This window comes from Allokutzneria albata, assembly GCF_900103775.1.
GTDB lineage: Bacteria > Actinomycetota > Actinomycetes > Mycobacteriales > Pseudonocardiaceae > Allokutzneria > Allokutzneria albata.
Window position 1 is genome coordinate 3,576,507 of record NZ_LT629701.1, and the last position, 24,273, is coordinate 3,600,779.

Below are 24,273 nucleotides of genomic sequence, written 5' to 3' on the forward strand. Positions count from 1 at the left end.
GCCTCTGACGGACTTCCAGCGAAAGGACCATCCGTGTCAGGACCAGGGCACCGGCCGCCCATGACCGCATCCACCACCGACGCCCCTCCGGCGAGCGCGGACATCACCGTGGTCGGCGGCGGGCTGTTCGGCGCGGCCTGCGCCTACTGGCTGGCCGGCTCCGGCAGGCGGGTCGCGCTCGTCGAAGCGGGCAGCCTCGCGGGCGGGGCCAGCGGGAGCGGCGCCGGACTGGTCGTGCCCACCACACCGGAGCCCTACGAGCGGGCGGTCGAGCGGCTGGGCGGGCGCACCGCGCGGCAGGTGCTGCGGATCGCCGAGAAGGGCTTCTCCCTGCTGCGCAAGGCGACCGAGCACGGCGAGGTGGACTGCCCGCTCAAGACCAACGGCCACATCCAGCTCGCGGTCGGCGCCGACCGGCTGAACGTGCTGGCCACCCGCGCGAGGGCGCTGAAGGCCGACGGCGTGCCGACGGACTGGCTCAGCCCGCGTGACCTGCGCGCGTCGATCGCCACCGGGCTCGCCCCCGACGTGCGCTGCGGCCTGCTCCTGCCCGGGGGTGCCCTCGACCCGACGCTGCTGGTGCTCGCGCTGATCAAGGCGGCGATGGACCTGGGCGCCACGGTGCACACGGGCACCGCGGTGATCGACGTGAAGCAGTCGGCCAAGGGCGTCCGGGTGATGACCACCCGCGGGCTCGTGCGCTCCGAGTCGGCGATCATCGCGGTCAACGCGTGGAGCGGTCGCCTGGTGCCCGAGCTGGACCGGATGATCACCGCAGGCCAGGCGCAGGTGCTGGCGACGGACGTCCTCCCGCCGGTCTTCGGGACCGGGCTCTCGGCCACCATCGGCGCGGACGGCACCTACTGGCAGCAGACCGCCGACGGCCGGGTGGTCCTCGGCGGCGACGGACCCGCCGCCTCCGCGCAGGCCAACGGCTCCGGCCCGCTCGACCGCAAACCGGAGGACGCGGTGCACGCGGCGCTCGTGCGGACGCTGCCCCGCCTGTTCCCCGCCCTCGGGCCGATCCGGACGACGCAGCGCAGGGCCGCCCCGGTCGCGCGCACGGCCGACCACCTGCCCGTCGTCCACCGCGTCGACGAGAACGTCTGGGCCGCGGGCGGGTTCGCCCTCAACGGCCTGCCGCTGGCCTTCGCCCTCTCCAGGGCGCTGGCCCTCGCGGTGCCCACCGGCTGGGCCCCCGCCGAACTCGGCCCGTTCGCGCTCACCCGCCCGTCCCTGCGCCCCGCAGCCGTCTGAGCTGGACGTACGGGACTGTCCGGGACAGTCCGGGCTGCTCCGATCGGGTTGCCGGGCGACTCGCGACGCCAACAGGGTCGAGGTGTCGGATCCACCCTCCTTGGGGAGAGAACGCATGACCATCACTCGCACCGCAGCTGTCCTCACCGCCGCGCTCGTCGTGGCGGGCGGCCTCACCGCGGGCGTCGCGGGCGCGTCCGCGGCGGCCTGCAAGCTCACCGCGGGCACGCCGTTCCACCACAGCGGCAACATCAAGGCGAACGTCTCCACCTCCGGCTGCAGCACGGCGATCACCTACACCGCGAAGCTCCAGTGGCGGAACCTGACCGGGGTGGCCTGGACCAACCTCGACTCGGGAACGTGGCGGGGCAACGAGAGCCAGACCCTGCTCTTCGACTGCAAGGCCGGGGAGAAGGAGACCTATCGCGCCATCGTCGACGGCAGCAACGGCACCTCCGAGTACAGCGCGGAGAAGACCTTCACCTGCGGGCAGTAGCGGAAAGGTCGCGCCGGAACGCTGACAGCGGTTGTCAGGTTTCGGCGCGATCCTCTGTCGGCGCAGGACGCGACGACGGAGGAACGACATGCGACTGGACGGCAAGATCGCCGTGGTGACCGGGGCCAGCAGGGGCGCGGGGCGCGGGATCGCGGCGGTGCTCGGCGAGCGGGGCGCCACGGTGTACGTGACCGGGCGCTCCAGCAGGGACGGGGGCAGCCCGACCGGTCGGCCCGAGACGGTCGAGGACGCCGCGGAGGAGGTCACCGCGCGTGGCGGCAAGGGCATCCCGGTGCGCTGCGACCACACCGACGACGAGCAGGTCAGGGCGTTGTTCGAGCAGGTCCGCGCGGAGTCGGGGCGGCTGGACGTCCTCGTCTCCAACGCGTGGGGCGGCTACGAGAAGGACGTCAGCCGGCAGAAGACGTGGGAGCTGGACCCCGCGCACCTCGACCTGATGCTCGACGCGGGCCTGCGCGCGCACATGGTCACCGTGCAGTTCGCCGGACCGCTGCTCACCGAGACGCGCGGCGGGCTCGTGGTGCTGACCACGTGGGCGGTCGCCGAGGACTACCGCAAGAACCAGAACCTCTACTACGACGTGGTGAAGACGGCGATCAACCGGATGCCGGTCGGGCTCGCGGAGGACTTCGCGCCGTACGGGGTGACCGCGCTCGCGGTGTCGCCGGGCTGGATGCTCACCGAGTCGATGCGCGAGGGGATCACCGAAGAGCAGGCGAAGCTGACCGAGTCGACCGAGTTCGTCGGGCGAGCGGTCGCCGCGCTGGCCGCCGACGCCGATCCCTCCCGGCATTCCGGCACCGTCCGCACCGTCGTGGAGCTGGCCGAGGACTACGGGTTCACCGATCTCAACGGGCGGCCGTCGAGCCTGTGGTGGGACTCCTACCTGAAGGGCGTGAACCTGGCCGCCGTCGAGTAGATCAGCTCGGGTCGAGGTCCATTCGCTGGGTCCGGGACACCACGGTGACCCCGCCCGGCCGTGAGGACAGCACCAGGTCAGCGGGCATCGGGCGGAACTCCGCGACGCCGGGCAGGCCGTAGCGGCGGCTCACCAGCCGCAGCGGCAACTGCCCGGTGCCGCGCACCCGCAGCTCCACCTCGATGCCCTCCGGCGGCACGGCGGTGAAGGTGAAGCCCCAGTTCCACGGCTCCCGCGTGAGCAGGCTCTTGGCCAGCTTGCCGAGCCGGACGTTCTGCACCGCAGCATCCACGACCGTGTGCGCCGTGGTGTCCACGTACACCGAAACCTGTTGTGCGCCAAGGGAATCCACCCGCACGCGAAGCACTGTGGTGTCGCGTTCCCCGGAGACCCGCAGCACCGTCGCGCGCGGCGCCGGGACCGCGGCGAGCGAGGCGTTGCCGCCTTCGTACGTGGCGAGCGACCCCGGGTTCGCGTCCTCGGCGAGCACCTTCAGCTCGGGGTCATCGGCCCCGGGGACGTAGCGACGGGTCCACGGCGGCGGGTGCCGGTCGTAGCTGATCCAGAAAGCCTTGCCGTTGTCGGCTTCCATCGCGTAGAGCAGGCTCGTCTGGTGCGGGTGGTCGCGGTCGAAGCGGTCGACGGCGAACCCGGTCACGACGAGCGCGACGGCGACTCCGGCGGCGACGGCCGTGATCAGCCTGGGGCGCTTCGGATCGAGGAGGTCGACCAGGGGCAGCGCCAGCGCCACGACCAGGGTCGCCGCCACCAGGGGCGGCCCCGCGAAGGACAGCCCGCGCCAGGCGGAGTCGACCAGCGGCGTCAGCAGGGGCACCGCGGGCAGGGCCGCCGCGCACAGCGCCAGCCTCGGCCAGAACGGGTCGTCGCCGCCCCAACGGAAAGCCGCGAGCACCGCGACGCACCCCAGGATCAACGGCAGCGTCGTCACGTACGCCGCGCCCTTGATCAGGAACGCGCACACCAGGGCGAGCACGGCGAACCACGCCCAGACCCCGAGCATGGTCTCCTCGGTGGACCAGCGACGCCGCACCATCCGGTACCAGACAAGGATGAACAGCGCGCTGAGCACGAGCAGACCGGCTTGGTAGAACTCCGGGCGGTAGCTGTCCCCGCCGCCGATGTAGGCGTAGTCCGGGCGGAGCAGGTTCAGCGCGTACCAGGCCACGTGGGCCAGCGCGTTGGTCACGACGACGGGCAGGACGAAGGTGCACACGGCGAGTCCGATCGCCCGCAACCTCGCGCCCCTGCGCCGCACCGCGGTCCAACCGACGATGAGGAACAGCAGCGCTGCGACGATCGCGAGCGGGACGACCACCCAGTTCGGGTAGGACACCACGAGCCCGAAAGCCGTGAAGTAGGTGGCGTTCCCGCGCTCGGCCCTGGCGAAGTCGTGCTCGCCGACCGACCTCGCCAGCGAGAGCGCCTTGTCGCCGTGGTCCTGGACGCTGCCCGGGGCCATCGCGGCCACGGTGTCCGCGCCGGAGTGGTTGCGCGCGGCGCCCTCGTCGAAGGCGAAGCTCAGCCCGGCGAAGCCCGCGCGGCGGAACACCGAGAAGTCCGACTCGTCCGGAACGATCCGGCGCAGCGACCCGGCGAACGACCAGGCCAACGGATTGTCCACTGTGGACAGCGAGGGCAGCAGCCACGCGCTCGCCCGCCCGGCGTCGACCACCCTGGACGATCCGGCGGAGCCCTTCGCGTCGAAGTTGAGCACGGCGGTGGTGCGCGGATCGAGCAGGCTCGCGCCCACGAAGGCTTGCGCGCCGAGCAAACCGGCTTCCGCGCCGTCGGTGAGCAGGAGGGCGACGTCGTTGCGCGGCCTCGGTCCGCTCAACAGGGCCCGCGCGGTTTCCAGGATCGCGGCGACCCCGGCTCCGTCGTCGGCGGCACCCGGCCCCTTCGAGGTCGAGTCGTAGTGCGCCACCAGCAACACCGTTCCCGTGCTGGCGCGCCCGGGGATGCGCGCGTACACGTTGCGCACCTCGCCGAGATCGGTCTGCCTGTTGGCGGTCGCCCGCTGCACGGTCGGGTCGACGCCCAGCGAACGCAGCTCCCGCAACAGGTACTCGCGGGCATCGGCGTGCGCCTGCGAGCCGATCGGGCGGGGACGGGCGCTGATCGCGGCGAGGTGCGTCATCGCCCGCTCGGCGGAGAACCGCGTCGCAGGGGCGCTCGCCGGGACCGGGGCGGGTGGGCCGATCTCCACCAGCGACACCGTGAGCAGGAGGGCGAGCAGCACGAGGCAACCCGCTGCCAGCCGGCGGCGCACGGCGCCCATGATCCCCCTCACGTCAGCTCCCGGACGAACCTAGCCCACCGGTGTTCGTGCCCGCTCGGGCGCTAGGCGGATATTTCCCAACCCCATAGTCTGGCCCTATGGAGCTCGACATCCGGCACCTGCGGGTGATCTGCGCGATCGCCGACGCCGGCAGCGTGACCAAGGCCGCGACCTCCCTCGGCCTGTCCCAGCCCTCGCTGACCGGCCAGCTCCAGCGGATCGAGACCCTGCTCGGCGGGAAGCTGTTCCTGCGCGGCCCGGACGGCACCGTGCCCACCGACCTCGGCACGTTCGTGATCTCCAGGGCGCGCGCCGTGCTCCCCGCCATCGACCAGCTCCAGGCCGACGCGATCCGCCGCGCCGGGGCCCAGCAGGACCTGCGCCTGCTCCGCTACGGTGCCGCGCCCGGCCCGCTGATGGTCGGCCTGCTCGGCAGGCTGCGCGAACTGCTGCCCGAAGCCGAGGTCACCCTGCGCACCGAGACCTCCTCGCCGACCCTGGTCGACCTCGTCGCCTCCGGCCGCCTCGAACTCGCGGCGATGCTGGAGTACCCCGACCACGAGGTGCCGCCCCGCCAGGAGGTCGAGCGCCGCATCGTCGCCACCGAACCGAGCTTCGCGCTGCTGTCCAGCTCCCACCCCCTCGCCGCCCGCCCCGAACTCTCCCTCGCCGACCTCGCCCAGGAGTCCTGGGTGATCCCCCCACCCGGCGACCGATTCCGCGAGTACTTCGCCATCGCCTGCCAGCAAGCCGGTTTCCGCCCCAAAGTGAGCCACGAGACCGAAGCTTCCGGCGCACGCGACCTGATGATGGCCGGACAGGCGGTGGCGATCGGTCAAGCCACTTTTCGCGAGACGCCGGGGGTGGTGGTGCGGCCGCTCCTCGACGTTCCGATGCGGGTGCGGCATGTGCTGGCGTGGAATCGGAACGGTTCACTGACCCGGTTGGCCGACCAGCTGCTCGCGGCGGCTCGGGCGGCTTATCAGGAGGCGGTGGATCGGAGTCCGGATTACCAGCGGTGGCTGGCTGAGCACGGGCCTCTTCCGCCGGTCTAGCTCTGCTGGGCTTCCTGGCGGAGGCGTGTGGCACGCGCACCCCGGGTGATCGCCGAACCCGTCCCGTTCTGAGCACGCGGGACGGGACGCCACCTCGGCGGTGGCGCCCCGTCCCCGAGGAAACCGTTACTTGGTCACGACGAGAGCGAAGTCGACGTCGGTGTCCGGGGTCTCCCGGTGGCCGTCGACGTTGATCGCGTCCGCGGAGACCTCGATCTTCCAGGTGCCCGCGGCCGCCTTCTCGATGATGACGTTCTCGACGTTGTCGATGGTGTCGGCGGAGCCGCCGGGGGTGGAGAAGTTGCCGGCGCGCAGGCCGTTGTTGCCCCAGTAGACGGTGCCGTCGGGTGCGGTGACCTTCAGGGTGAGGTCGTTGACGAGGGTCTTGGCGGCGCTGGGCGCGGCCTCGGGGTCGCTGTAGGCGAGGGTGGCCTTCAGGGGCTTGCTGCCGTCGGTGGTCACCTCGTAGCGGCGGGACTGGCCGACCTTGAGCACCTCGGTCTCGTTGACCAGCACGGGCAGCTTCCAGCCGTTGGCCTTCGCCTGCTCGTACATGTTGCCGACGCTGGCGGTGCCCCAACCCTGGTGCACGCGGGTCAGGTCGTGGGCCTCACCGGAGAACGCGTACTGGTTCGCGGTGTTGATCAGCAGCGCCTTCATCGTGGCCGCGTGCGGACGGCTGTCGAAGACATCGCGCTTCTTGCCGGGGCCGCCGTCGAAGACGCCATCGGCCCACATCTGGAACGCCAGGCCCGCGGTGCCGCAGGTGATCGGCGTCGCGCCGCTGGTACCGCCGAAGGACGTGGTGTAGGCGTTGTCGCCGTTCGACGAGGTGGTGTCGATGTTGTCGTAGTAGTGCGACACATCCGGCTTGATCCGGCCGTCAGCGGCGGGGCCGATGCTGGCGCCGCGGTTCCACTGGTCGTCGGCGCGGTCGAGGGTGTTCTTGTGGTACTGCGCGCCCACGGACAGCACGTTCTTCGCCCACGCCTCGGGACGCGAGTTCGTCGTACCGGCGTTGCTCTGCGAGTTGCAGATGAACAGGTCGGTGTCGAAGATCGTCTTGTCGAAGGCCGAGGAGATCGCGGTGTAGGACGTGGTCAGCGGGTTGCCCCAGCTGTTGCTCTGGAACACCGCGCGGTACTTGCCCGCCGGGTCGACCAGCTCCTGGGTGTGCTTGTAGCGGTCGGCGGGCTGGTAGGTGGCGTAGATGCCCTGGCCCTCGGAGAGCAGGCCGCGCTGCTTCGCCGAGACGCCGGAGGCGAAGATCTGGCCGTAGGTCGAGGTGCCGTGGCTCGGGCTGCTGCCGTTGGTGGTGTGCATGATCGGCGGCGTCTTCTGGAACTCCTGGTGGGTCACGCGCAGCCCGGAGTCCATCACCTCACCCCGCACGCCCTGGCCGTTGTAGCCGCCCGCCGTTTCGATCGTGGTCGCGCCCACGTCCTGGCGCGCGGTGTCCATGTCGGTACCGGCCTCACCGCTGTTGTGCTCGGCGGCCAGCACCTCGGCACGCTTGGCCACAGTGAGCAACTGCTCCTGGGTCAGGATCGCCTCGACGTGCTGACGGCTGGCGGAGGCCACCTCGACCTTGCCGCCGAGCCTGCCGATCTCGGCCACCAGCGCCTGCTGGTCACCGGCATCGGCTTCCACCAGGGTCAGCAGGTAGCGCTGCTGCGGCAGCCGCTGCTTGGCTTGCACAGACTTCACCAAACCCGGCGAGAGCTTGTCCCCGGCCTGGTAGGCGCCGACCCAGCGCACGTAGTCCAGCTCGGCGACGCGCTCGCTGGTGGCCCGGTCCATCCGCACCACGTAGGCGTAGTCCGGGATGAACGCGCCGACGCGGGCACCGAGCCCGCGCAGCTCCCTGCGCTGGGAATCCAGCGGAGCGGCGGTGAACTGCACCAGGTAGACCCCGGTCTCCTCGGCGCGGAGCTCTCCGGCAGGGGCGCTGCGCCGCGCGTCGGCCGATGTCGGATCGAACGAGCGGTTGACCAGGTGGATCTTCTTGGCGGTCGGCAGCTGATGGCTCCAGCTCTTGCCACCGTCGAAACTGACCGAGAAGGAGTTGTCGCCGACGAGCCGGACCTGTTCGCCCGTGGTCTGGCCATTGGCGCCGACCACCCCCAGCGAGAGCAACACCGAGGTCGCGGTGGCCGCGACCATCAGCGCGCGACGGGAACGCCGCATGGAGAACCTCCTGAAGCAGGGAATGCAGGGACCCCACGAACGACAGATAATTCGTAAGGCAATAGCGACAGTAATGAGACGCAATACCCGATTCACCCGACTTAGGTCGGTGCTGCACACGACGTCGGACGCGGACCGAACGGAGCACGAAAAAGACTCCCTTCAGCCCAGCGAATGGCGGTTTACCTGCACTTATCACACAGGTGAACCGATACACACGCCGTTAATCGGCAAAAACTCGACGCGAATTGCGCCATAAAGCCGTAGGCCGTGCGAACGGCTCAGTTGAACGAAGGGGACGAAGCCGAGGCGACGAGCAGTCTCGGCGCGCCGGAACCGTCCGCCGGCACGGCCCAGACATCGCTGCCACCGCGCTCGTTGGGCAGCGAATAGGCCACCGTCCGCGCGTCGAGCCACACGGCCTGGTCGTCCACGCTCCGCGTCTCGGCCAACGGGGTCTCGGTCATCGTGGCGAGGTCGAGCACGTGCTCCCGCCACGGCCGGGCGTTGTCGGTGGAGACGCGCTTCTTGAACGCCAGCCGAGTCCCGTCCGGTGACAGCGACGGGCATTCGGCGTTCTCCCGCACCGTCTTCGCCTCCCAGGCGTCGTAGTCGGCCGTCACCAGGTGCGTGCGCCCGCTCGTCGCCACGGTCGCGTAGAAGCGCTTGTTGTCCGGGGTGAAGGTCACTCCCCAGAAGTTGATGTCCTCGGCGTGGTGCCGCTCCCCCGCGACGAGCAACGGGATGCCTTCGATGTTGGAGTAGAGCTGGTCCTGACCGCGATCCATGATCCCGGTGCGCGTGGAGAACGTGCCGCCCTGCGCATAGGAGTCACCCGTGACGAAGGTGGTCCAGGACGCCATCTTCCCGTCCGGAGAAAGCTTGGCGCGGTTGGGAATGCCCGCCAGCTCCACCCGCTTGACCTCGCGCAGCTCCTTGTCGACGAAGATCGCGACGGCGCTGGGCAACGGTCCCGGCGCGGTGGCGAGGCACAGCCCGTTCCCTGCGCTGACGTAGAAGCGGTCGCAGCTCAGCTCGCTGATCCGGCGCGGGCCGGCCGGGTCGGCCAACGCGACCGACGCGACCTTGCCGTGGTCGGGGCCGGGCGCGGTGTTGCGGAAGACAAGGCGCCCCGGCTCGTCCAGCCGCACCCCGCCGGAACGGTCGACGAGCACCGACGCGTCCGCCTGTTGCCGGTCCGGCCGCTCGGCCATGGCGTGCACGGTGTAGGTGACCGCCGCCCCCGCCAGCACCAGGGTCGTGAACAACGCGAGCAGAACCTTCTTCGTCACCGCGAGATCCTTCCGAACATCCCGGCGGCGAGGGTGACCGCCGCCAGAGCGACCAAGGCGAGGGTGACCGCGGTTCCCATGCCCCACAACGTCCACGCCGCGCCGAAGAGCACCGACGAGAGCAACTTCGCCAACGCCTGGCCGGTCTGCAGCAGCGCCATCCCGCTCGTCTTCAGCTCGGCGGGCAGCAGCGGTCCCGCCGCCGCCATCAGCACTCCGTCAGTGCAGGCGTAGAAGATCCCGTGCGCCGCCAGGCTGGTGACGAGCAACAGCACGCCGTCCGCGGCGCCGACGAGCAACACGTAGGAAACGAGCAGTGACACGTGCCCGGCCAGGAACACCCGCCAGCGCCCGAAACGGTCCGCGAGCCGCCCGACCGGCACCGCGAGCAACAGGTAAACCCCAGCAGTGCCAAGCGGAAGGATCGCGAAGTACTCCGGCGCGATCTCCAATCGCTTCTGCAGCAGCAGGTACACGAACGCGTCGCCGACGGTGACCAGGCCGAGCAGGACGGCCCAGCAGCAGATCCGGCGGAACGCCTCGTCCCGCAACAGCCCGAAGGCGGCGCGCAGGGACACCGCCTTGCTCGACGGCACAGCTCCGCGCCGGTCGGTCACGAACAACCCGAGCAGCACCACGCCGAGCACCGCGAAGCAGAAGCTGACGAAGAACACCGTGTCGTAGCCGCCGGCGACCATCCACAGCAGCAGGAAGGCCGCGAGCGGGCCGAGGAACGCGCCGACGGTGTCCATCGCCCGATGCACGCCGAAGGCCCGGCCGAGCGTGTCAGGGTTGCTGCTCAAGGAGATCAGCGCGTCCCTCGGCGCGGTCCGCAGCCCCTTCCCGGTCCGGTCGGCGGCCAGCACGAGCCCGAGCGCGGTGGCCGAGCCCGAGGCCGCGATCAGCCCGAGCTTGGCCACCGCCGAAACGCCGTAACCGACGCCCGCGACGAGCTTGCGCCGCTGCCACCGGTCGGCGAGGTTGCCGCCGAACACCCGGACGATCGCGGTCACCCCGGAGTACAACCCGTCCAGGACCCCGAACTGCAAGGGCGAGAAACCCAGGCCCAGTACGAGGTAGAGCGGCAGCACCGCGGTCACCATCTCCGAGGAGATGTCGGTGACCAGGCTGACCGCGCCCAGCGCGAGGACGTTTCCCGCGACCCGGCCCTGTCCTCTTCCGTCCATTTCGGACAGACCGGAGCGCGCCGATGCGATGTACATCGAATTTCCTCCCTCGTGGGCGCGATCAGCGGAGATCTACCGGCAGGTGTAGGGGCCCGCCTTGTCCAGCAGCGTGCCGCCGACGCCGACGATCTCCCAGGAGTAGGTCTTGCCGGACAGGGTCAGCTTCATCACGCCGTGCTTGGCGAAGGCCTGCTCGACCCCCTCCCGCTTCTTGATCTGGCTGTAGAGGTTGTCGCCGCCGATGCCCACGATCGCCGACCGCACGCCGTTGGCCTCGTCGATCTTCCCGTAGGAGTTCAACGGCTTCAGCCGCTCGTAGTGGTGGTCGTGGCCGCTGAAGACGACGTCCGCGCGGGCCTTGACGAACTCGTCCCAGACCTCCGTCATGGCCTTGTCGTCGCCGTACTGGCCGGAGTTGAAGCGCGGGTGGTGCCCGTACCCGATGACGCAGGCCTTCTTGTTCGCGGCCAGGTCCTGCTTCAGCCACGCCAGCTGTTCGGTCTTGGTGCCCTTGACGATCGGGTCGGTGTCCAGCGCCACGAAGTGGAACTCACCGACGTCGAAGCTGTAGTACGGCTTGCCCTGCGGGGTCGCGGCCGAGCCGAAGTACTGCTTGTAGCCGTTGAGCTTGTCCCGCCACTCGTGGTTGCCCGGGCTCGGCTTGGTGATCGCCTTGAACTTGCCCCAGGTCTTGTCGTAGTGCGCGCGGTACTCCGAGATCGTGCCGCTGTGGTACTGGTTGTCGCCGACCGTCACCACGTACTGCGGCTTGATGCCCTCCACCAGCTTCGCGGTGTTGCGGTGGTTGTCCGGCAGCTCCGGGCTCGCGATGTCACCGGCGACGACGATCACCGTGCCGTTGGGCGAACCGCCCGGCTGGGTGCTCGCCTGGAAGGCGGCGCTCTGCGCGGAGAGGTTGCCCGCCGCGTCGCGCGCCCGCACGGTGTAGGTGAAGGTCGTTGCCGAGACCAGCCCCGTGTCCGTGTAGGACGGTGTGGCCGAGGTGCCGATCACGTTGCCGTTGCGCAGGATCTCGTACCCGGTCACGCCGACGTTGTCCCTGGCCGGATCCCACGCGAGCGTGATGCTGTCCGAAGTGGACGAAGGAGAGCGCAGCCCCGCGGGCGCGGACGGTGGCTCGATGTCCCCACCCCCGGTGCGCTCGCCGTAGACCTCCAGTTCGTAGAGGGAGTAGCCGTAGATGGTGCCGCGCTTGGTGCCCAGGACCCGGACGTACCGGGCTGAGGCGGCCAGTCCGGTGATCTCATCGACGCCACCGTCGGCACCGGTGACCTTTTTCGCGTCCTGCCAAGCCTTTCCGTCCGCGGAGACCTGGATCTGGTAGTCCGCGGCGTACGCGGCCTCCCAGGCCAGCTTCACCCTGGACACCGTCGCCGGGCCGCCGAGGTCGACGGCGATCCACTGTGGATCGATGCCCTCGGCGCTGGCCCAGCGGGTGGCGACGTCGCCGTCCACGGCCAGACCGCCGACCGTGGTCTCGTCCTCGACCGAGGACGTGGTGGTGGGTTTGTTGTGGGACAACAGGGATTCGGCCAGCTCTTCGGTTCCGGAGGCGACCAGCGGCTGGGCCAGCAGGGCCAGGGCGGCCATCGGCGCGACCACCCGCCTGCCCCATCGGGATCGTGCGTTCACTTGTGCGCCCTTCATCACTCTCGACCCCGCGAGCGGGTCTCGGTTGACGTGCCCGACATACGAAAACCGGCGCGGGCGGCGGACGAACCGGCATCGACGAGAAGGGAGTGCCTTGTTAGGAAACCTTTAGTTAGGAAACTTACCTAACTGTTAATCAAGGCTGCCATGGCCACTGTGGCGCAGTCAACACTTCGGAATCGAAGCAGAACGGTCAGTGACGGTCCGGGCTCAGTGACAGGTGTACGGACCCGCCGAGTCGAGCACCTTCCCGTCCAGTCCCAGGTGGTCCCACGCGTAGGTGGTGTCGGTGATCCGCAGCTTCATCACGCCGTGCTTGCTGTAGGCCTTTTCCGTGCTGGGCCTGGGTTTCACCGGGTAGAGGCTCGCGCCGCCGCTGCCGATCACGACCGACCGGATGCCCTTCGCCTCGTCCACCTGACGACTGGGGTTCAGCGGCTTGAACCGCTCGTAGCTGTGGTCGTGCCCGACGAAGACGACGTCGGCGCCCGCGGCGTAGAGCATCCGCCACAGCGGTTCGGCCACCTTCTGGTCACCGTGGCTGGCCCCGCTGACGAACGGGTGGTGCCAGTACGCCGCGATGCAGCCCTTGGTGGTGCGCTTCAGGTCGTCGACGAGCCACCTGCCCTGCTCGGAGGTCTCCCCGGTGGGCAGGTTGGAGTCCAGCGCGACGAAGTGCCAGTTGCCGATGTCGTGGCTGTAGTAGGTCTTGCCCTGCGGCGTGGCGACCGCGCCGAAGTACTCCTTGTACCCGCGGGCCTTGTCGTTGTACTCGTGGTTGCCCGGCGAGGGCTTGGTGATCGCCTTGAACTTGCCCCAGGTCGTGTCGTAGTACTTGCGGTACTGGGCGATCGTGCCCGACTGGTACTGGTTGTCCCCCGCGGTCAGCACGGCGACCGGGTTCATGTCCGTGACCAGCTTCGCGGTTTTCGGGTGCACGCAAGAGGAACTGCTCGCCAGGCAGGTGTCGGCGATGTCCCCGGCGACGGCGATCACCGTCTCCGCCGGCGCGGATTCGGCGGTGCGGGCGGGAGAGGCGGACGCGCCGACCAGGGTCAGCGCCAGCAGGACCGGCAGGACGCGGGAAGGGTTCACATCCCCAGAGTCTTGGGTGGTGCCCCGATCACCACAACCCGCCGATCGGCCCGCGCCGTCCGATCGGCAAATACTGTCAACCCGTTGTGGCCAGCCCGAAATGTCGCGTTCAGTTGGCGCTGCGCGCCCGCTCGATCAACGCGATCACGCCCGGGATCCACGGCGCGTAGCGCTCCGGCCGCGAAGCCGCGTCGCTGACCAGCTCGGCGTAGGGCAGCCAGGCCAGCTCCTCGATCTCCTCGCGGTCCGGGGACAGCTCGGCCGAGGAGTCCAGGTCCCCCATGAGCACGTGGTCGAACTCGTGCTCGGCGGCGCCCTGGCCGTCCAGCGCCTGGTAGACGAACGTGCCGACCTCGCGCAGTTCGCCCACGCGCAGGCCCATCTCCTCGTCGAGGCGCTTGGCCGCGGACTCGGCGACGTCCTCGCCTGCCGCGGGATGGCTGCAGCAGGTGTTGGCCCACAGTCCGGGGAACCGCGACTTCGACAGCGCCCTGCGCTGCAGCAGCACCCGGTCCTGCTCGTCGAAGAGCATGATCGAGAACGCCCGGTGCAGCCTGCCGGGGGGTTGGTGCGCCTCCTCGACCGGACACTCGCCCAGCGTCGTCCCCCGCGCGTCGACCAGCTCGACGATCCTGCGGACCATGGTGGTAGCTCCTCAACTCTCGCCGGGCGCGACTCCGCACGGTGATTGGCAAGAACTCAACGTAGCCAGGGTGCTCTCACCCGTCCAGAACGACGTAGGTCACATGCGTATGCCCGAAAGTGGCCCGGACCACGGGGCCATCCGGGGGACAACACGGCCCCGGCGGGCTGGCTGCCTGCCGGGGCCGTGCCCCACCGTCCCCCCGGATCGCCCGCCCGCCCCTACGCGGCCGGCGGGATGTTGTGGTTGAACCGGAACACGTTGTGCGGGTCGTACATGCCCTTTATCCGCTGCAGCCGCTGGTAGTGGTCGTCCCGGTAGGAGCGGCGCACCCGGTCCGGGTCGGTGTTGGCGGGCCCGAGGACGTTCAGCGAGGTCCGCTCTCCGGCGAAGGGCGCCAACCCCCTGGCGAGCCTGCTGTAGAACCGCTGCGCCGCCGCGACCTCGTCGGCGACCGGGGTCCGCATCGCCGAGTGCAGCGCGAACGCCACCCCCTGCAGGCCGAGACCGGAGCCGACCTCTCCCGGCGGGTTCCCCCCGCCGATGTGCCGCAGCTCCAGGTGGTCGTAGGGCGCCCGCCGACCCGGCCCCGCGACCATCAGCAGCGCCGCGCACGCCGCCTCCGACAGCTCCGGCAGCAGCATGCCGAAGCTGACGTGCGGGTTCGGGTCCGTCCGCAGCATGGCGATCTCGGCGATCCGCGCGTAGGGCAGCAGCCCGAAGGAGTCCACCAGCACCCCCGGCAGCGACCGCAACGGCTTGACCAGCCGCTCCGCCTCCTGGCGGTCCCCGCTGTGGCACGCCCGCAGCCCGATCACCCAGCGCCCGCGCAGCGGCTCCGGCACCCCCTGGTCGGAGCCGCCGCGCATCAGGCACACCGACGAGCTGATCTCCGGAGGCAGCTCCCGCACCCACTCGCGGTAGACCTCCAGCACCTGGCCGGCGTGGTCGAGGGGGTAGTAGACGCCGCCGCCGTGCACCTCGGTCACCGGGTAGAGCCGCAACCGCAGCTCCGTCACCACACCGAAGTTCCCGCCGCCCCCGCGCAGCGCCCACACCAGCTCGGGATGCCGCGACTCACCGGTCTCCACGAGCTCCCCATCGGCAAGCACCACGCGCGCTCCCACGACGCTCGCGGCGCTCACCCCGTACCGCCGGACCAGCCAGCCCATTCCCCCATCGAGCGTGCTGCCGACGGCACCGTCGTGCGCGGCGAAACCGGACAACGGCGCGAGGCCGTACCGCTGCGCCGCGTCGATCACGTCCTGCCACCGCGCCCCCGCCTGCACCCACGCGGTCTCGGTGACCGGGTCGACCCGCACCCCGCGCATCCCCCCGGTGTTGATCAGCACCCCGTCGTCGCACGGGCGCGGCAGGCCGTGCCCGGTGCACATCACCCCCACCGGCAGGTCCCGGACGTAGGCGAAGCGCACCGCCGCGGCCACGTCCTGCTCGGTCCGCGCGGACACCGCGAACGCGGGCCGCTGGTGCATCGCGAGGTTCCAGGACCGGCACTCGGCCTCGTACCCGGGTTCACCGGGCGTCAGCACCGTCCCGGTCAGACACATCCGCAGCAGGCCGAGTTCGATTCGCATCCTCGACCCCCCGCATCCAGGCACAGTCCGCACGAACCAAGACTGCCGCCGGGGCCAGCCCGGAGCATCGGGGAAACCCCCACATCCGGGGTAGGGCGGGTCAGTCCTTCGTCTCCCGCGCGGCGTAGACCAGGGCGGTCAGCCCGGACCGGCTGCTGACGTTGAGCTTGTTGAAGATGCGCGACAGGTGCGCCTCGACCGTCTTCGGGCTGACGAACAGGTGCTCGGCGACCTGCTTGTTCGTCCGGCCCTGGCTGATCAGCTCCGCGACCTCGCGCTCCCGCGCCGTCAGCGCCAGCAACCCGTCACCCGCCCCGCGCCGCCGCGGCATCTTCGCGCCGAGCTGGCGCTGTGCGCTGATCACGTCCTCGTGCAGCCGCTTCGCCCCGCGCGCCGCGAACAGGTCCTTCGCCGCGCCGAACTCCACCCGCGCCTCGTCGTGCTTGCCCAGTTCGCCGAGCGCGATCCCGGCCTCCAGCCGGCACCGCCCCTCGTAGAGCCGCATGCCGACGCTCGCGCACAGCTCGGCACCCTCCCGTCCCAGGCGGGCCGCCTCCTCGAAGCGCTCCCTGGCGATCAGCACCTGCGCGTGCGCCAGGTGCCGCATGCCCCACCGGCCGGGCAGGATCTCCCCGATCTGCGGGTCGATGCGCCGCGCCCACGCCTCCGCCGCGTCGACGTCACCGAGCGCCAGCTCGATGCGGACCAGGATCTCCAGCACCGGCGGCCGCATCAGCACCGCCACCGAGGCCATGCTCTCGTCCCCGATGGCGGCCATCATCCAGCGCCGCGCCTCCGCGGGCTCCCCCTTCAGCAGCAACGCGGCCGCGCTGTAGTAGCCGGCGGACCGGCTGCGGCCGCTGGTCGCCGGGTCCTCGCCGCCGAGCGCCAGCCTGCCGAACCGCAGCGCCTCGGCGACGTCGCCGCGCCACATCGAGATGGCGCAGAGGTGGCTCCACGCGACGAGCCGCTGCTCCTGGCTGTCGGTGAGCATCGCGGCCTCGAGCATGTCCTCCGCCGCGGCCTCGCACTCGTCGAGCGCGCCCTGCCACAGGTACGCCTCCCCGGCGGCGATCATGATGGCCATGATCGAGTCGCGGTGGGTGCTCTGCCGGGCCAGGCTCGTCGCCCGGGTGTAGTGCCGGACGGAGTCGTCGAGGCGCTCGACCCACATCACCGAGGTGATGGCGGAGACCACCTGGCTGAAGTGCCCGCTGAGCTCCTCGTCGGAGGCGGCGTCGATGGCCGGGGTCACGGCGAGCACCTCGTCGATCAGCCGGGAGGACGCCCGGCCCGGTGCCGTCGCCATGATCAGGGCGGCCCCCATGGCCGAGTGCAGCCGGTCGACCAGGCCGGTGCCCGAGGACAGCTCGAGCGCGTCCTCCGCCCACTGGCACGCCTGCTCGACCTCTCCCTCGGCGAGATTGATGATCGCGGTCTCCAGCAACGCGCCGACCCGGCCTTCGCGGTTGCCCTCCCCCGCGTTCTCCAGCTCCCGGAGCACCAGCGCCCGCGCCTCGTTCGCCCTGCCCAGCCCGCGCTCCACTTTGGACAGACGGAAGACGATGTCCAACCGCCGGTCGCTGTCCTTCGGCAGCAGGTCGAGCACCTCGTGCATGAGGTCCCGGCTCCGGCTGCTCTGCCCGATCGCGGAGGACGCGGTGGCGAGGCTACTGAGCAGTTCGATCCGCTGCTCGTTGTACGACTCCCCCATGGGCAGCAGCCGCAGCGCCGTCTGCAGCCAGCCGGCCGAGGTGTCCGGTGCGGTGGAGAGCACGCTCCTGGCAGCCGCGGAGAGCACCTCGGCCGCTTCGTGGTCGCCCGGCTGCGCGGAGCGCTCGAGGTGGTGGGCGTAGAGCAGCACGGGACTGCGCCGGGCCCGCAGGGCGGCGGCTGCCCGCCCGTGCGCGGCGAAACGCCAGACCGACTCGGTGTCCTGGTAGGTGACGCTCCGCACGAGCGGGTGCCGGAACCCGAACTGGGCGCCACCCGCGGCGACCCGCACGACGTCCTGGCGGACCAGTTCGTCCAGCGCCGCGACGGCCGTCGGCACGTCCAGCTCGGCCACCTCGGCGACCAGGTCGGGGGTGAACGGATCACCCAGGACCGACGCGGCGCCCGCGGCCTTGCGGACGATGTCCGGCAGCCGGTAGAGCTCCGACCGCAACGCGGCGAGCACCGCGGGCGGGGCGCTGCCTTCGGTGAACACTCCCGGCAGGTAACGCGCCTCGGTGGCGACCTCCGACAGCGCCTCGGCGTAGAACGGGTTGCCCCGGCTCGCCTCGAACAGCTCGGTCAGGCGCGGGTCGTCCGCGCCGATCTCCAGCAGTTCCGCGGTCTCGGTGAGGGTGAGCGGAGCGACGTCGACGACCTCGAAGTACCACTGCGTGTTGGCCAGCAGCAGCGCGTTCGACAGCTGCGGGGCGAGCTGGCGGGGCCGGTAGGCAGCGGCGATCAGCACGCGGCCCCGCGGCGGGTGCCGGAGCAGGTGGTCCATCAGCTCGATGGAGGCCCGATCCGCCCAGTGCAGGTCGTCGAGGGCGAGCACGAGGCTGTTGTCCTTGGCGAGGACGTCGAAGAGCTCCCGCATCGCGCGGTAGATCCGGAACCGCACCGACGGCGAGGAGGACTCCTGGCTCTGGTCGGTGGCGTGATCGGCGAGCGAGGGGAACACCGCGGCGAGCTGCGTCACGTGCGCCCGGCCCAGCGCCTCGAGCTCTCCCGGCTGGAGATCGGCGAGGTAGTCGTCGAGCGCGTCGACGAAGACGCCGAAGGGCAGGTCCCGTTCGAACTCCGCGGACCGGCCGCTGAACACCGTGAGGCCGCGCATCGACGCGCGCCAGGTGAGGTCGGTCAGCAGCCTGCTCTTGCCGATGCCGGGGTCACCGGAAAGGAACAGGCCCCCGCCCTGGCCTTCGGCGAGGCGGCTGATCGCGCGGGTGAGCGCGTCCTGCTCGGCCATCCGCCCGACCAGCGGGCGCACCGCGCCGCCGACCCTCTTCTGCATTACGGCATCCACCCCTCGGGGCGCCCCGGGGCACGCTCGGCGAGCGCAGACCCGAAGCCCGCCTGCGTCTCAGCAATGATGCCGACCAGGACAACTCCTCACCAACCCGGACAACCGGCTACTCCGCCGGATGACCTTCTCACGGCGCAGGAGCCGAGGCCCGATCGGAGTACGTCGCGCCCGCCTCAACGTACGGGAGCGCCGGCTGCCCGCGAAACCGGCACGTACCGGCAGGGACGACGGAACCGGGACCGCGCGGGGTCGCGTCACAGGAACGCGATCGACCACACGAACGGAGCATGGAACAGCGACGATCGCTTTAGGTGATTCCCTGATCGCGGGGGGTGACGTGCTGCGCAGTAACGAATTGAGGGGTTTCCCCGATGCTCCGCCACCTGGGTGAGCGGCAGATTGCCTTCCGCATCCGGACATCCACTCGAAGGGGGCCGAACAGGTGACCATGATCGTCGCTTCCACCGATCAGCCCATCCGCGGCGCCGTGCGCCCCTCCTTCGTCACGCTGACCGAGCGGCTGCTCGCCGAACTCGGCGAGCAGGACCGGATCGTCCACCTGGGCGAGCAGTGGTGCTCCATCACCCCTCCGGAGGCCGGCATCCGCAGGCAGGGCTGGAAACTCCACCTCTCCGCCACGACCGCGCACGCCGAGCGGGTGCTCGAGCGGGCGGTGCGCGTGCTCGCGGAGTTCCGGATCGCCTTCAAGTTCGCCGCCTCCCGCGCCGTGTTGCGCGACCTCAACGGTCCCCGCTGCACCCGGAGCGGAGCGGGCAAGTTCATCACTGTCTATCCCGCCGACGACGCGCAGCTGCGGGTGCTCGCGCACCGGCTGCACCGCGCGACGGCCGGTCTGTCCGGGCCGCGCATCCTCTCCGACCGCCCGTACCGCACAGGCAGCCTGGTGCACTGCCGTTACGGGTGCTTCCTCGCGAACCCGGTGCTGAGCCCGGACGGCGACTACCGGGACATGCTGCTCACCCCGGACGGCGGAACGGTCGAGGACCGGCGCGACCCCTGGTTCAGCGCGCCCGCGTGGGCGACGTGGCCCTTCCCGGAGTCGAGGAAGACCACGCGCGGCACCGGCTCCGGTGGTGTGCTGCTGGGCGGCCGGTTCCTCGCAGTCGAGGCGATCCGGCACGCGAACAAGGGCGGTGTCTACCGCGCGGTCGACACCGAGACCGGTGAGACGGTCGTGGTCAAGCAGGCCAGGGCGCACGTGGGCGACGACGGCGCCGGCGGCGACGTCCGGGACATCCAGCGGCACGAGGCCGCGATGCTGCGCCGGTTCGAGCCGCTCGGCGTGACGCCGCGGTTCGTCGCGGAGTTCTCCCAGGACGGCGACGACTTCCTCGCCCAGGAATTGATCGAGGGACAGTCGCTGCGCCGCTGGCTCGCCGCCACGGGAACCCCGGGGCTCGGCTGGCCGAAGCTGCTCGCGGTGACGAGGGACCTGATGGCACTGCTGGCCCGGGTGCACGCCGACGGCCTGGTGCTCGGGGATCTGACGCCGGGCAACGTGATGGTGCGCCCGGACGGCAAGCTGACCCTGATCGACGTGGAGCTGGCCGCCGAGGAGGGCACCGCGCTGTCCGCGTCGGGCACGCCCGGGTACGCGCCGTACGAACAGCTGTCCGGCTCGCCGAGGACCGCGGCGGCCGACCGGTACGCGCTGGGGGCGGTGCTGGTGTACCTGGCGACCGGGGCCGAACCCGTCCACAGTGGACAGATGGCGGAGCGGATGCTGCAGCGGAAGCGGTGGCTGGACCTGGTCTGCGCCGAACACGCGGTGCTCGGCAGGCTCCGCCCGCTCATCGACGGGCTCCAGGACGCCGACCCGGACCGGCGGTGGACGCTGACCAGGGCCGGGCAGTTCCTGGACGCGGTGTCGGTGCGCGGCTCCGTCGCGCTGAGCGCGCCGCACGAGGACGGCATCCCGGACGCGGACACGTTGGTCACCGACGGCGTCGAGCACCTGGTCGAGACGATGCGACCGGAAGCCAAGACCCTCTGGCCGGTCGTGGACCCGCGCCAGGACGCCTGCTCGGCCTGGCCGGGAGCGGCCGGTGGGCTCACCGCGGTGCTCGCGGCCGCCGAGGCGACCGGGGACGTGCGGTACCACGGGGCTCTCCGCGCGGGTGCGGACTGGCTGCTCAGCCGCATGCGCGCGGAGGCGGTACCCACTCCGGGGCTGCTCCACGGGCGGGCCGGGACGCTCCTGGTGCTGCACCGCGCCGGTCGGGTGCTCGGCGACTCGGGCCTGGCCGATGAAGCGCTGGGCTGGGCGCACCGCCTGCCGACGCGGTGGCCGAACCTGGACCTCGCCACCGGAACCGCGGGCGCCGGGCTGGCCATGTGCGCGCTCACCGTGGCCTCCGGTGACCCCGGCTTGCTCGGGCGGATCGAGGCGATCGCCGAGCACCTCGCGCACGAGGCACGACTGGACGACCACGGCCTGACCTGGGCGCCCTCGAAGACCTACGCCGCACGTTCACGAGGCGGCGCTTCCTACGGGCTCGCGCACGGCACCGCGGGCATCGCGACCTTCCTGCTCTCCGCCGCGGCGACGCTGGGTCGCGGCGACCTGCTCGAGCTGGCCGGGATCGCCGGGCGCACCATGGCGGGCGCCGCGGTGCAGGACGGCTCCGGGGTGCGCTGGCCCGACCACAGCGGGACGACCGGCCAGGTGGGCGACACCTGGACCGCGGGAACGGCCGGGGTCGGCTCGTTCCTGGTCCGCCTGTGGCGCGCGACCGGCGAACGCGACTGGCTGGAACTGGCGGAGCGGGCGGCCCTGTCGGTGTGGCAGCGCCGGTGGGTGCCGGACCCGTCCTCCGCGCACGGGCTCGCGGGCCGGGGCGAGTTCCTGCTGGACCTGCACGCGGCGACCGGCGAGCCGCGATATCGATTGTGGGCGGAGCGCCTCGGCCGGATCATCGGTGGTCACGCGTACCGGCACGACGGCCGGTGGCTCGTGCCCGGTGCGGGCTGGCGGCGCGACGACCTCTCACACGGCACCGGGATGGCCGGGAGCCTCGGCTTCCTGGTTCGGCTTCGGCACGGGGTCGGCGCTCCGTGGCTGCCGCCGGGCGGGCGCCCGCTCACGGCAGGGGCGCACGCCAGCCTCGTCTGACCACTTCAACGAACACCGCACGAAGGAGAACCCACATGGAACCCAACACCGACATCGACCGCCTCCAGGAGCTGCCGGAGACCGAGCCCGAGCCGGACACCATCACCGGCCCCGGCGATCCGGGCGTCGTCCGCCCCTACACCTCCGGAACCATGCACATCGGTGACCCAGAGCCGGAGGACATCGACGCGGAGTTCGTCGCCGAGTTCGGCGACGGCGAGGCCGCTCCGGAGGCGGACAAGACCGCCAAGGCCTGACCGACTCCCCGGCTCGGGGGCGGGCGGAGGGGATCCGCCCACGGGAAGCCGGGACCGCGAAGGCCTCGGGGGGTGCGCGGGGGCCCGGCGACAGCGCCGGGCCCCCGCGCCCACGTCCTGGGTCCGCTGCGCGAACGCACTGAATGACTCATTAGGTGCGTGAGGGGCGGGGTCAGGAGAGGTCGGCCAGGGCGGAGGAGATGGCGCGGTGGAAGGTGGGGTAGGCGTAGATCATCGACCGCAGCCGCGAGGTCGGGACCTCGCCGTGCACCGCGACGGCCAGGGCGCCGAGGATCTCGCCGCCCTCGGGGCCCATCGCGGTCGCGCCGACGAGGACACCGCGTTCGGCGTCCTCGACGACCTTGATCAGGCCCTCGTTGCCCGCGCCGTGGATCCAGCCGCGCGAGGAGGCCGCCAGGTCGGTGCGGCCCGTGCGGACGGAGATCCCCCTCTCGCGCGCCTGCGCTTCGGTGAGGCCGACCGCGCCGACTTCGGGGTCGGTGAAGGTGACCCTCGGCATCGCGCGGTAGTCGGCGGGCGGGCCGTCGCGGCCGAGGATGTCGGCGATCACGACGTCCGCCTGGTACATCGACGTGTGCGTGAAGGCGCCCTTGCCGGTGATGTCGCCGACCGCCCAAACGCCGTCGGTGACCCGCAGCCGCTCGTCGACCTCCAGGAACCGGGCCTTCTCGTCGACGCCGATCGCGCCGACGCCGAGCTTGGCCAGCTCGGTCCGCCTGCCGGTCGCCACGAGCAGCTTCTCCGCGCTGACGGTCGAACCGCCCAGGTCGAGCGTGAAGCCCTCGTCACCGTGCTCGATCCCGGCCACCTTGGCGCCCGCGCACACGGTGATGCCCTCGGACTCGAAGACCTCGGCCAGCAGCTCGCCCGCCTCGGGCTCCTCGAGGGCCAGCAGCCTCGGCTGGGCCTCGACCACCGTGACCGCCACGCCGAAGCGGGCGAAGACCTGGGCGAACTCCACGCCGATGGCGCCGCCGCCGAGGATGGCCAGCGAGCCGGGCAGCTCCTCCAGCCGGACCGCGTCGCGGTTGGTCCAGTACGGGGTCCCGGCCAGGCCGGGGATCGGTGGGACGGCGGGCTCGGTGCCCGCGTTGATCACGATCGCCTTGCGCACCGTCAGGCGGTGCTCGGTACCGTCGGCGCCGGTCACCAGCACCTCGTCGGCACCGGTCAGCGTGGCCTCACCGCGCAGGAAGCGGCCACCGGTCGAGGTGAAGCGGTCCACCGCGACCTTGTCGTCCCAGTTGTCGGTCGCCTGCTGGCGGATGCGACCGGCCACCAGGGACCAGTCGCCCCGCACCGTGCTCGATCCCGCGAGCTGGGGCACCCGCCCGCCCTCGGCGAGCAGGCCCGCGGCGCGGACCATCATCTTCGTCGGCACGCAGCCGTAGTACGGGCACTCGCCGCCGACCAGGCGCCGGTCCACGCCGACGACGCTCAAGCCGGCCTCGGCCAGCCTGCTCGCGGCGTGCTCCCCGCCGGGTCCCATCCCGATCACCACGACGTCGGCCTGTCCGGCCGGCTCGGTCGTCATCCCGCGCGCCTCCTCATCGTGCTGCCCTGTGTTCCTGCCTCCACCTTCCCGCTTCCCGCAGGCGCGCCGCCAAGCGCCTCCCACCACGCTAAGCCCGGTCCGGCGTTCCCGCAGGCGGCGCGCCGCCGTCGTTGCCGACAGTGTCCGGATGCGGCTGTCAAACTCGTGTGGTAATTGCCGTGCGGGCAATGCGGGAACCCTGATGCGAAGTCGGGGAATAGCAAATCGAACGACTCGATAAATGCTGCGTATCGCCGAGATGACCGCCGTGAATTTCCTGTTACAGCAAATAGCAAGGTCCACCGCACGAGTGAGCACGAAGCGGGGACCATCCCGGCAGATGATCACACAGTGTGAGCAAAAGCCCTGGAGAGTGGTCACGGTCACGTCTCGTTCGTGGCTCCCGGCTAACGCGCCGGGCATCCCCCGACGACGAGGAAACTGACGGGCGCGGCGCCCGGACGGCCTCCCTCGGCGGAGTCGGGGTGTGAAAACCCCCGGTTGAGGGAATCAGAGCGGTTCGGATGCGGCCGAAGTTAGGAACGACAGCCGCCGCCAGTCGGGTCGGGACCGCTTGAGTCCCGCTTGAGGA

General features: G+C 71.2%; 16 protein-coding genes. 6 read left to right on the top strand and 10 right to left on the bottom strand.

Annotated elements, in window-relative coordinates:
- The first annotated feature begins 60 nt into the window (after window positions 1–60).
- From BLT28_RS16200 to BLT28_RS16210, 3 genes are all read left to right on the top strand, one after another.
- A complete protein-coding gene (locus BLT28_RS16200) occupies window positions 61–1,257 on the top strand; it encodes an NAD(P)/FAD-dependent oxidoreductase (protein ID WP_030431462.1) in 1,197 nt (398 codons plus the stop codon).
- Between the two features lie 115 nt (window positions 1,258–1,372).
- Window positions 1,373–1,753 carry a hypothetical protein gene (locus BLT28_RS16205; RefSeq protein WP_030431463.1) on the top strand — a complete coding sequence of 127 codons (381 nt, stop codon included), beginning with the start codon at window positions 1,373–1,375 and terminating at the stop codon, window positions 1,751–1,753.
- A gap of 88 nt (window positions 1,754–1,841) precedes the next feature.
- Window positions 1,842–2,693, top strand: coding sequence for an SDR family oxidoreductase (locus BLT28_RS16210; RefSeq protein ID WP_063766638.1), 852 nt, complete (start codon window positions 1,842–1,844; stop codon window positions 2,691–2,693).
- A 1-nt stretch (window position 2,694) separates the two neighbouring features.
- Here BLT28_RS16210 and BLT28_RS16215 read toward each other — a convergent pair whose 3' ends face one another.
- Window positions 2,695–5,004 carry a M28 family peptidase gene (locus BLT28_RS16215; RefSeq protein WP_156051268.1) on the bottom strand — a complete coding sequence of 770 codons (2,310 nt, stop codon included), beginning with the start codon at window positions 5,002–5,004 and terminating at the stop codon, window positions 2,695–2,697.
- 86 nt (window positions 5,005–5,090) lie between these two features.
- On the opposite strand from BLT28_RS16215, the gene BLT28_RS16220 reads away from it, so the two are divergent.
- Window positions 5,091–6,047: a LysR family transcriptional regulator gene (locus BLT28_RS16220; protein WP_030431466.1), complete on the top strand. Its 957-nt coding sequence runs from the start codon at window positions 5,091–5,093 to the stop codon at window positions 6,045–6,047.
- A 126-nt stretch (window positions 6,048–6,173) separates the two neighbouring features.
- Here the strand turns inward: BLT28_RS16220 and BLT28_RS16225 are convergent, their stop codons facing one another.
- The 8 genes from BLT28_RS16225 to BLT28_RS16260 form a co-directional block, all read right to left on the bottom strand.
- A complete protein-coding gene (locus tag BLT28_RS16225) occupies window positions 6,174–8,234 on the bottom strand; it encodes a S8 family serine peptidase (RefSeq protein ID WP_231950802.1) in 2,061 nt (686 codons plus the stop codon).
- Between the two features lie 281 nt (window positions 8,235–8,515).
- Complete coding sequence (locus BLT28_RS16230; RefSeq protein ID WP_030431468.1) at window positions 8,516–9,526, bottom strand: TolB-like translocation protein; 1,011 nt, start codon at window positions 9,524–9,526, stop codon at window positions 8,516–8,518.
- Entirely contained in the window at window positions 9,523–10,749 is a 1,227-nt protein-coding gene (locus BLT28_RS16235; protein ID WP_030431469.1) for an MFS transporter, read from the bottom strand. The genes BLT28_RS16230 and BLT28_RS16235 overlap by 4 nt, the downstream gene beginning before the upstream one ends.
- Window positions 10,750–10,785: 36 nt before the next feature.
- A complete protein-coding gene (locus BLT28_RS16240; RefSeq protein WP_231950803.1) occupies window positions 10,786–12,366 on the bottom strand; it encodes a galactose-binding domain-containing protein in 1,581 nt (526 codons plus the stop codon).
- Window positions 12,367–12,594: 228 nt separating this feature from the next.
- Window positions 12,595–13,479 (bottom strand): metallophosphoesterase family protein, encoded by an 885-nt coding sequence (locus BLT28_RS16245; protein WP_052407707.1) that lies wholly within the window; start codon window positions 13,477–13,479, stop codon window positions 12,595–12,597.
- 109 nt (window positions 13,480–13,588) lie between these two features.
- A complete protein-coding gene (idi, locus tag BLT28_RS16250) occupies window positions 13,589–14,122 on the bottom strand; it encodes an isopentenyl-diphosphate Delta-isomerase (protein ID WP_030431472.1) in 534 nt (177 codons plus the stop codon).
- Window positions 14,123–14,343: 221 nt separating this feature from the next.
- A complete protein-coding gene (locus BLT28_RS16255) occupies window positions 14,344–15,717 on the bottom strand; it encodes an FAD-binding oxidoreductase (protein ID WP_030431473.1) in 1,374 nt (457 codons plus the stop codon).
- Window positions 15,718–15,817: 100 nt separating this feature from the next.
- Complete coding sequence (locus BLT28_RS16260; protein WP_030431474.1) at window positions 15,818–18,724, bottom strand: helix-turn-helix transcriptional regulator; 2,907 nt, start codon at window positions 18,722–18,724, stop codon at window positions 15,818–15,820.
- Window positions 18,725–19,184: 460 nt separating this feature from the next.
- On the opposite strand from BLT28_RS16260, the gene lanL reads away from it, so the two are divergent.
- Together lanL and BLT28_RS16270 are read left to right on the top strand one after the other, a co-directional pair.
- Complete coding sequence (gene lanL, locus BLT28_RS16265; RefSeq protein WP_156051270.1) at window positions 19,185–21,869, top strand: class IV lanthionine synthetase LanL; 2,685 nt, start codon at window positions 19,185–19,187, stop codon at window positions 21,867–21,869.
- 35 nt (window positions 21,870–21,904) lie between these two features.
- Window positions 21,905–22,126, top strand: coding sequence for a hypothetical protein (locus tag BLT28_RS16270; RefSeq protein WP_030431476.1), 222 nt, complete (start codon window positions 21,905–21,907; stop codon window positions 22,124–22,126).
- A gap of 172 nt (window positions 22,127–22,298) precedes the next feature.
- On the opposite strand, the gene BLT28_RS16275 is transcribed toward BLT28_RS16270, so the two are convergent.
- Window positions 22,299–23,681 carry a dihydrolipoyl dehydrogenase family protein gene (locus BLT28_RS16275; protein ID WP_030431477.1) on the bottom strand — a complete coding sequence of 461 codons (1,383 nt, stop codon included), beginning with the start codon at window positions 23,679–23,681 and terminating at the stop codon, window positions 22,299–22,301.
- Between the last annotated feature and the right edge of the window lie 592 nt (window positions 23,682–24,273).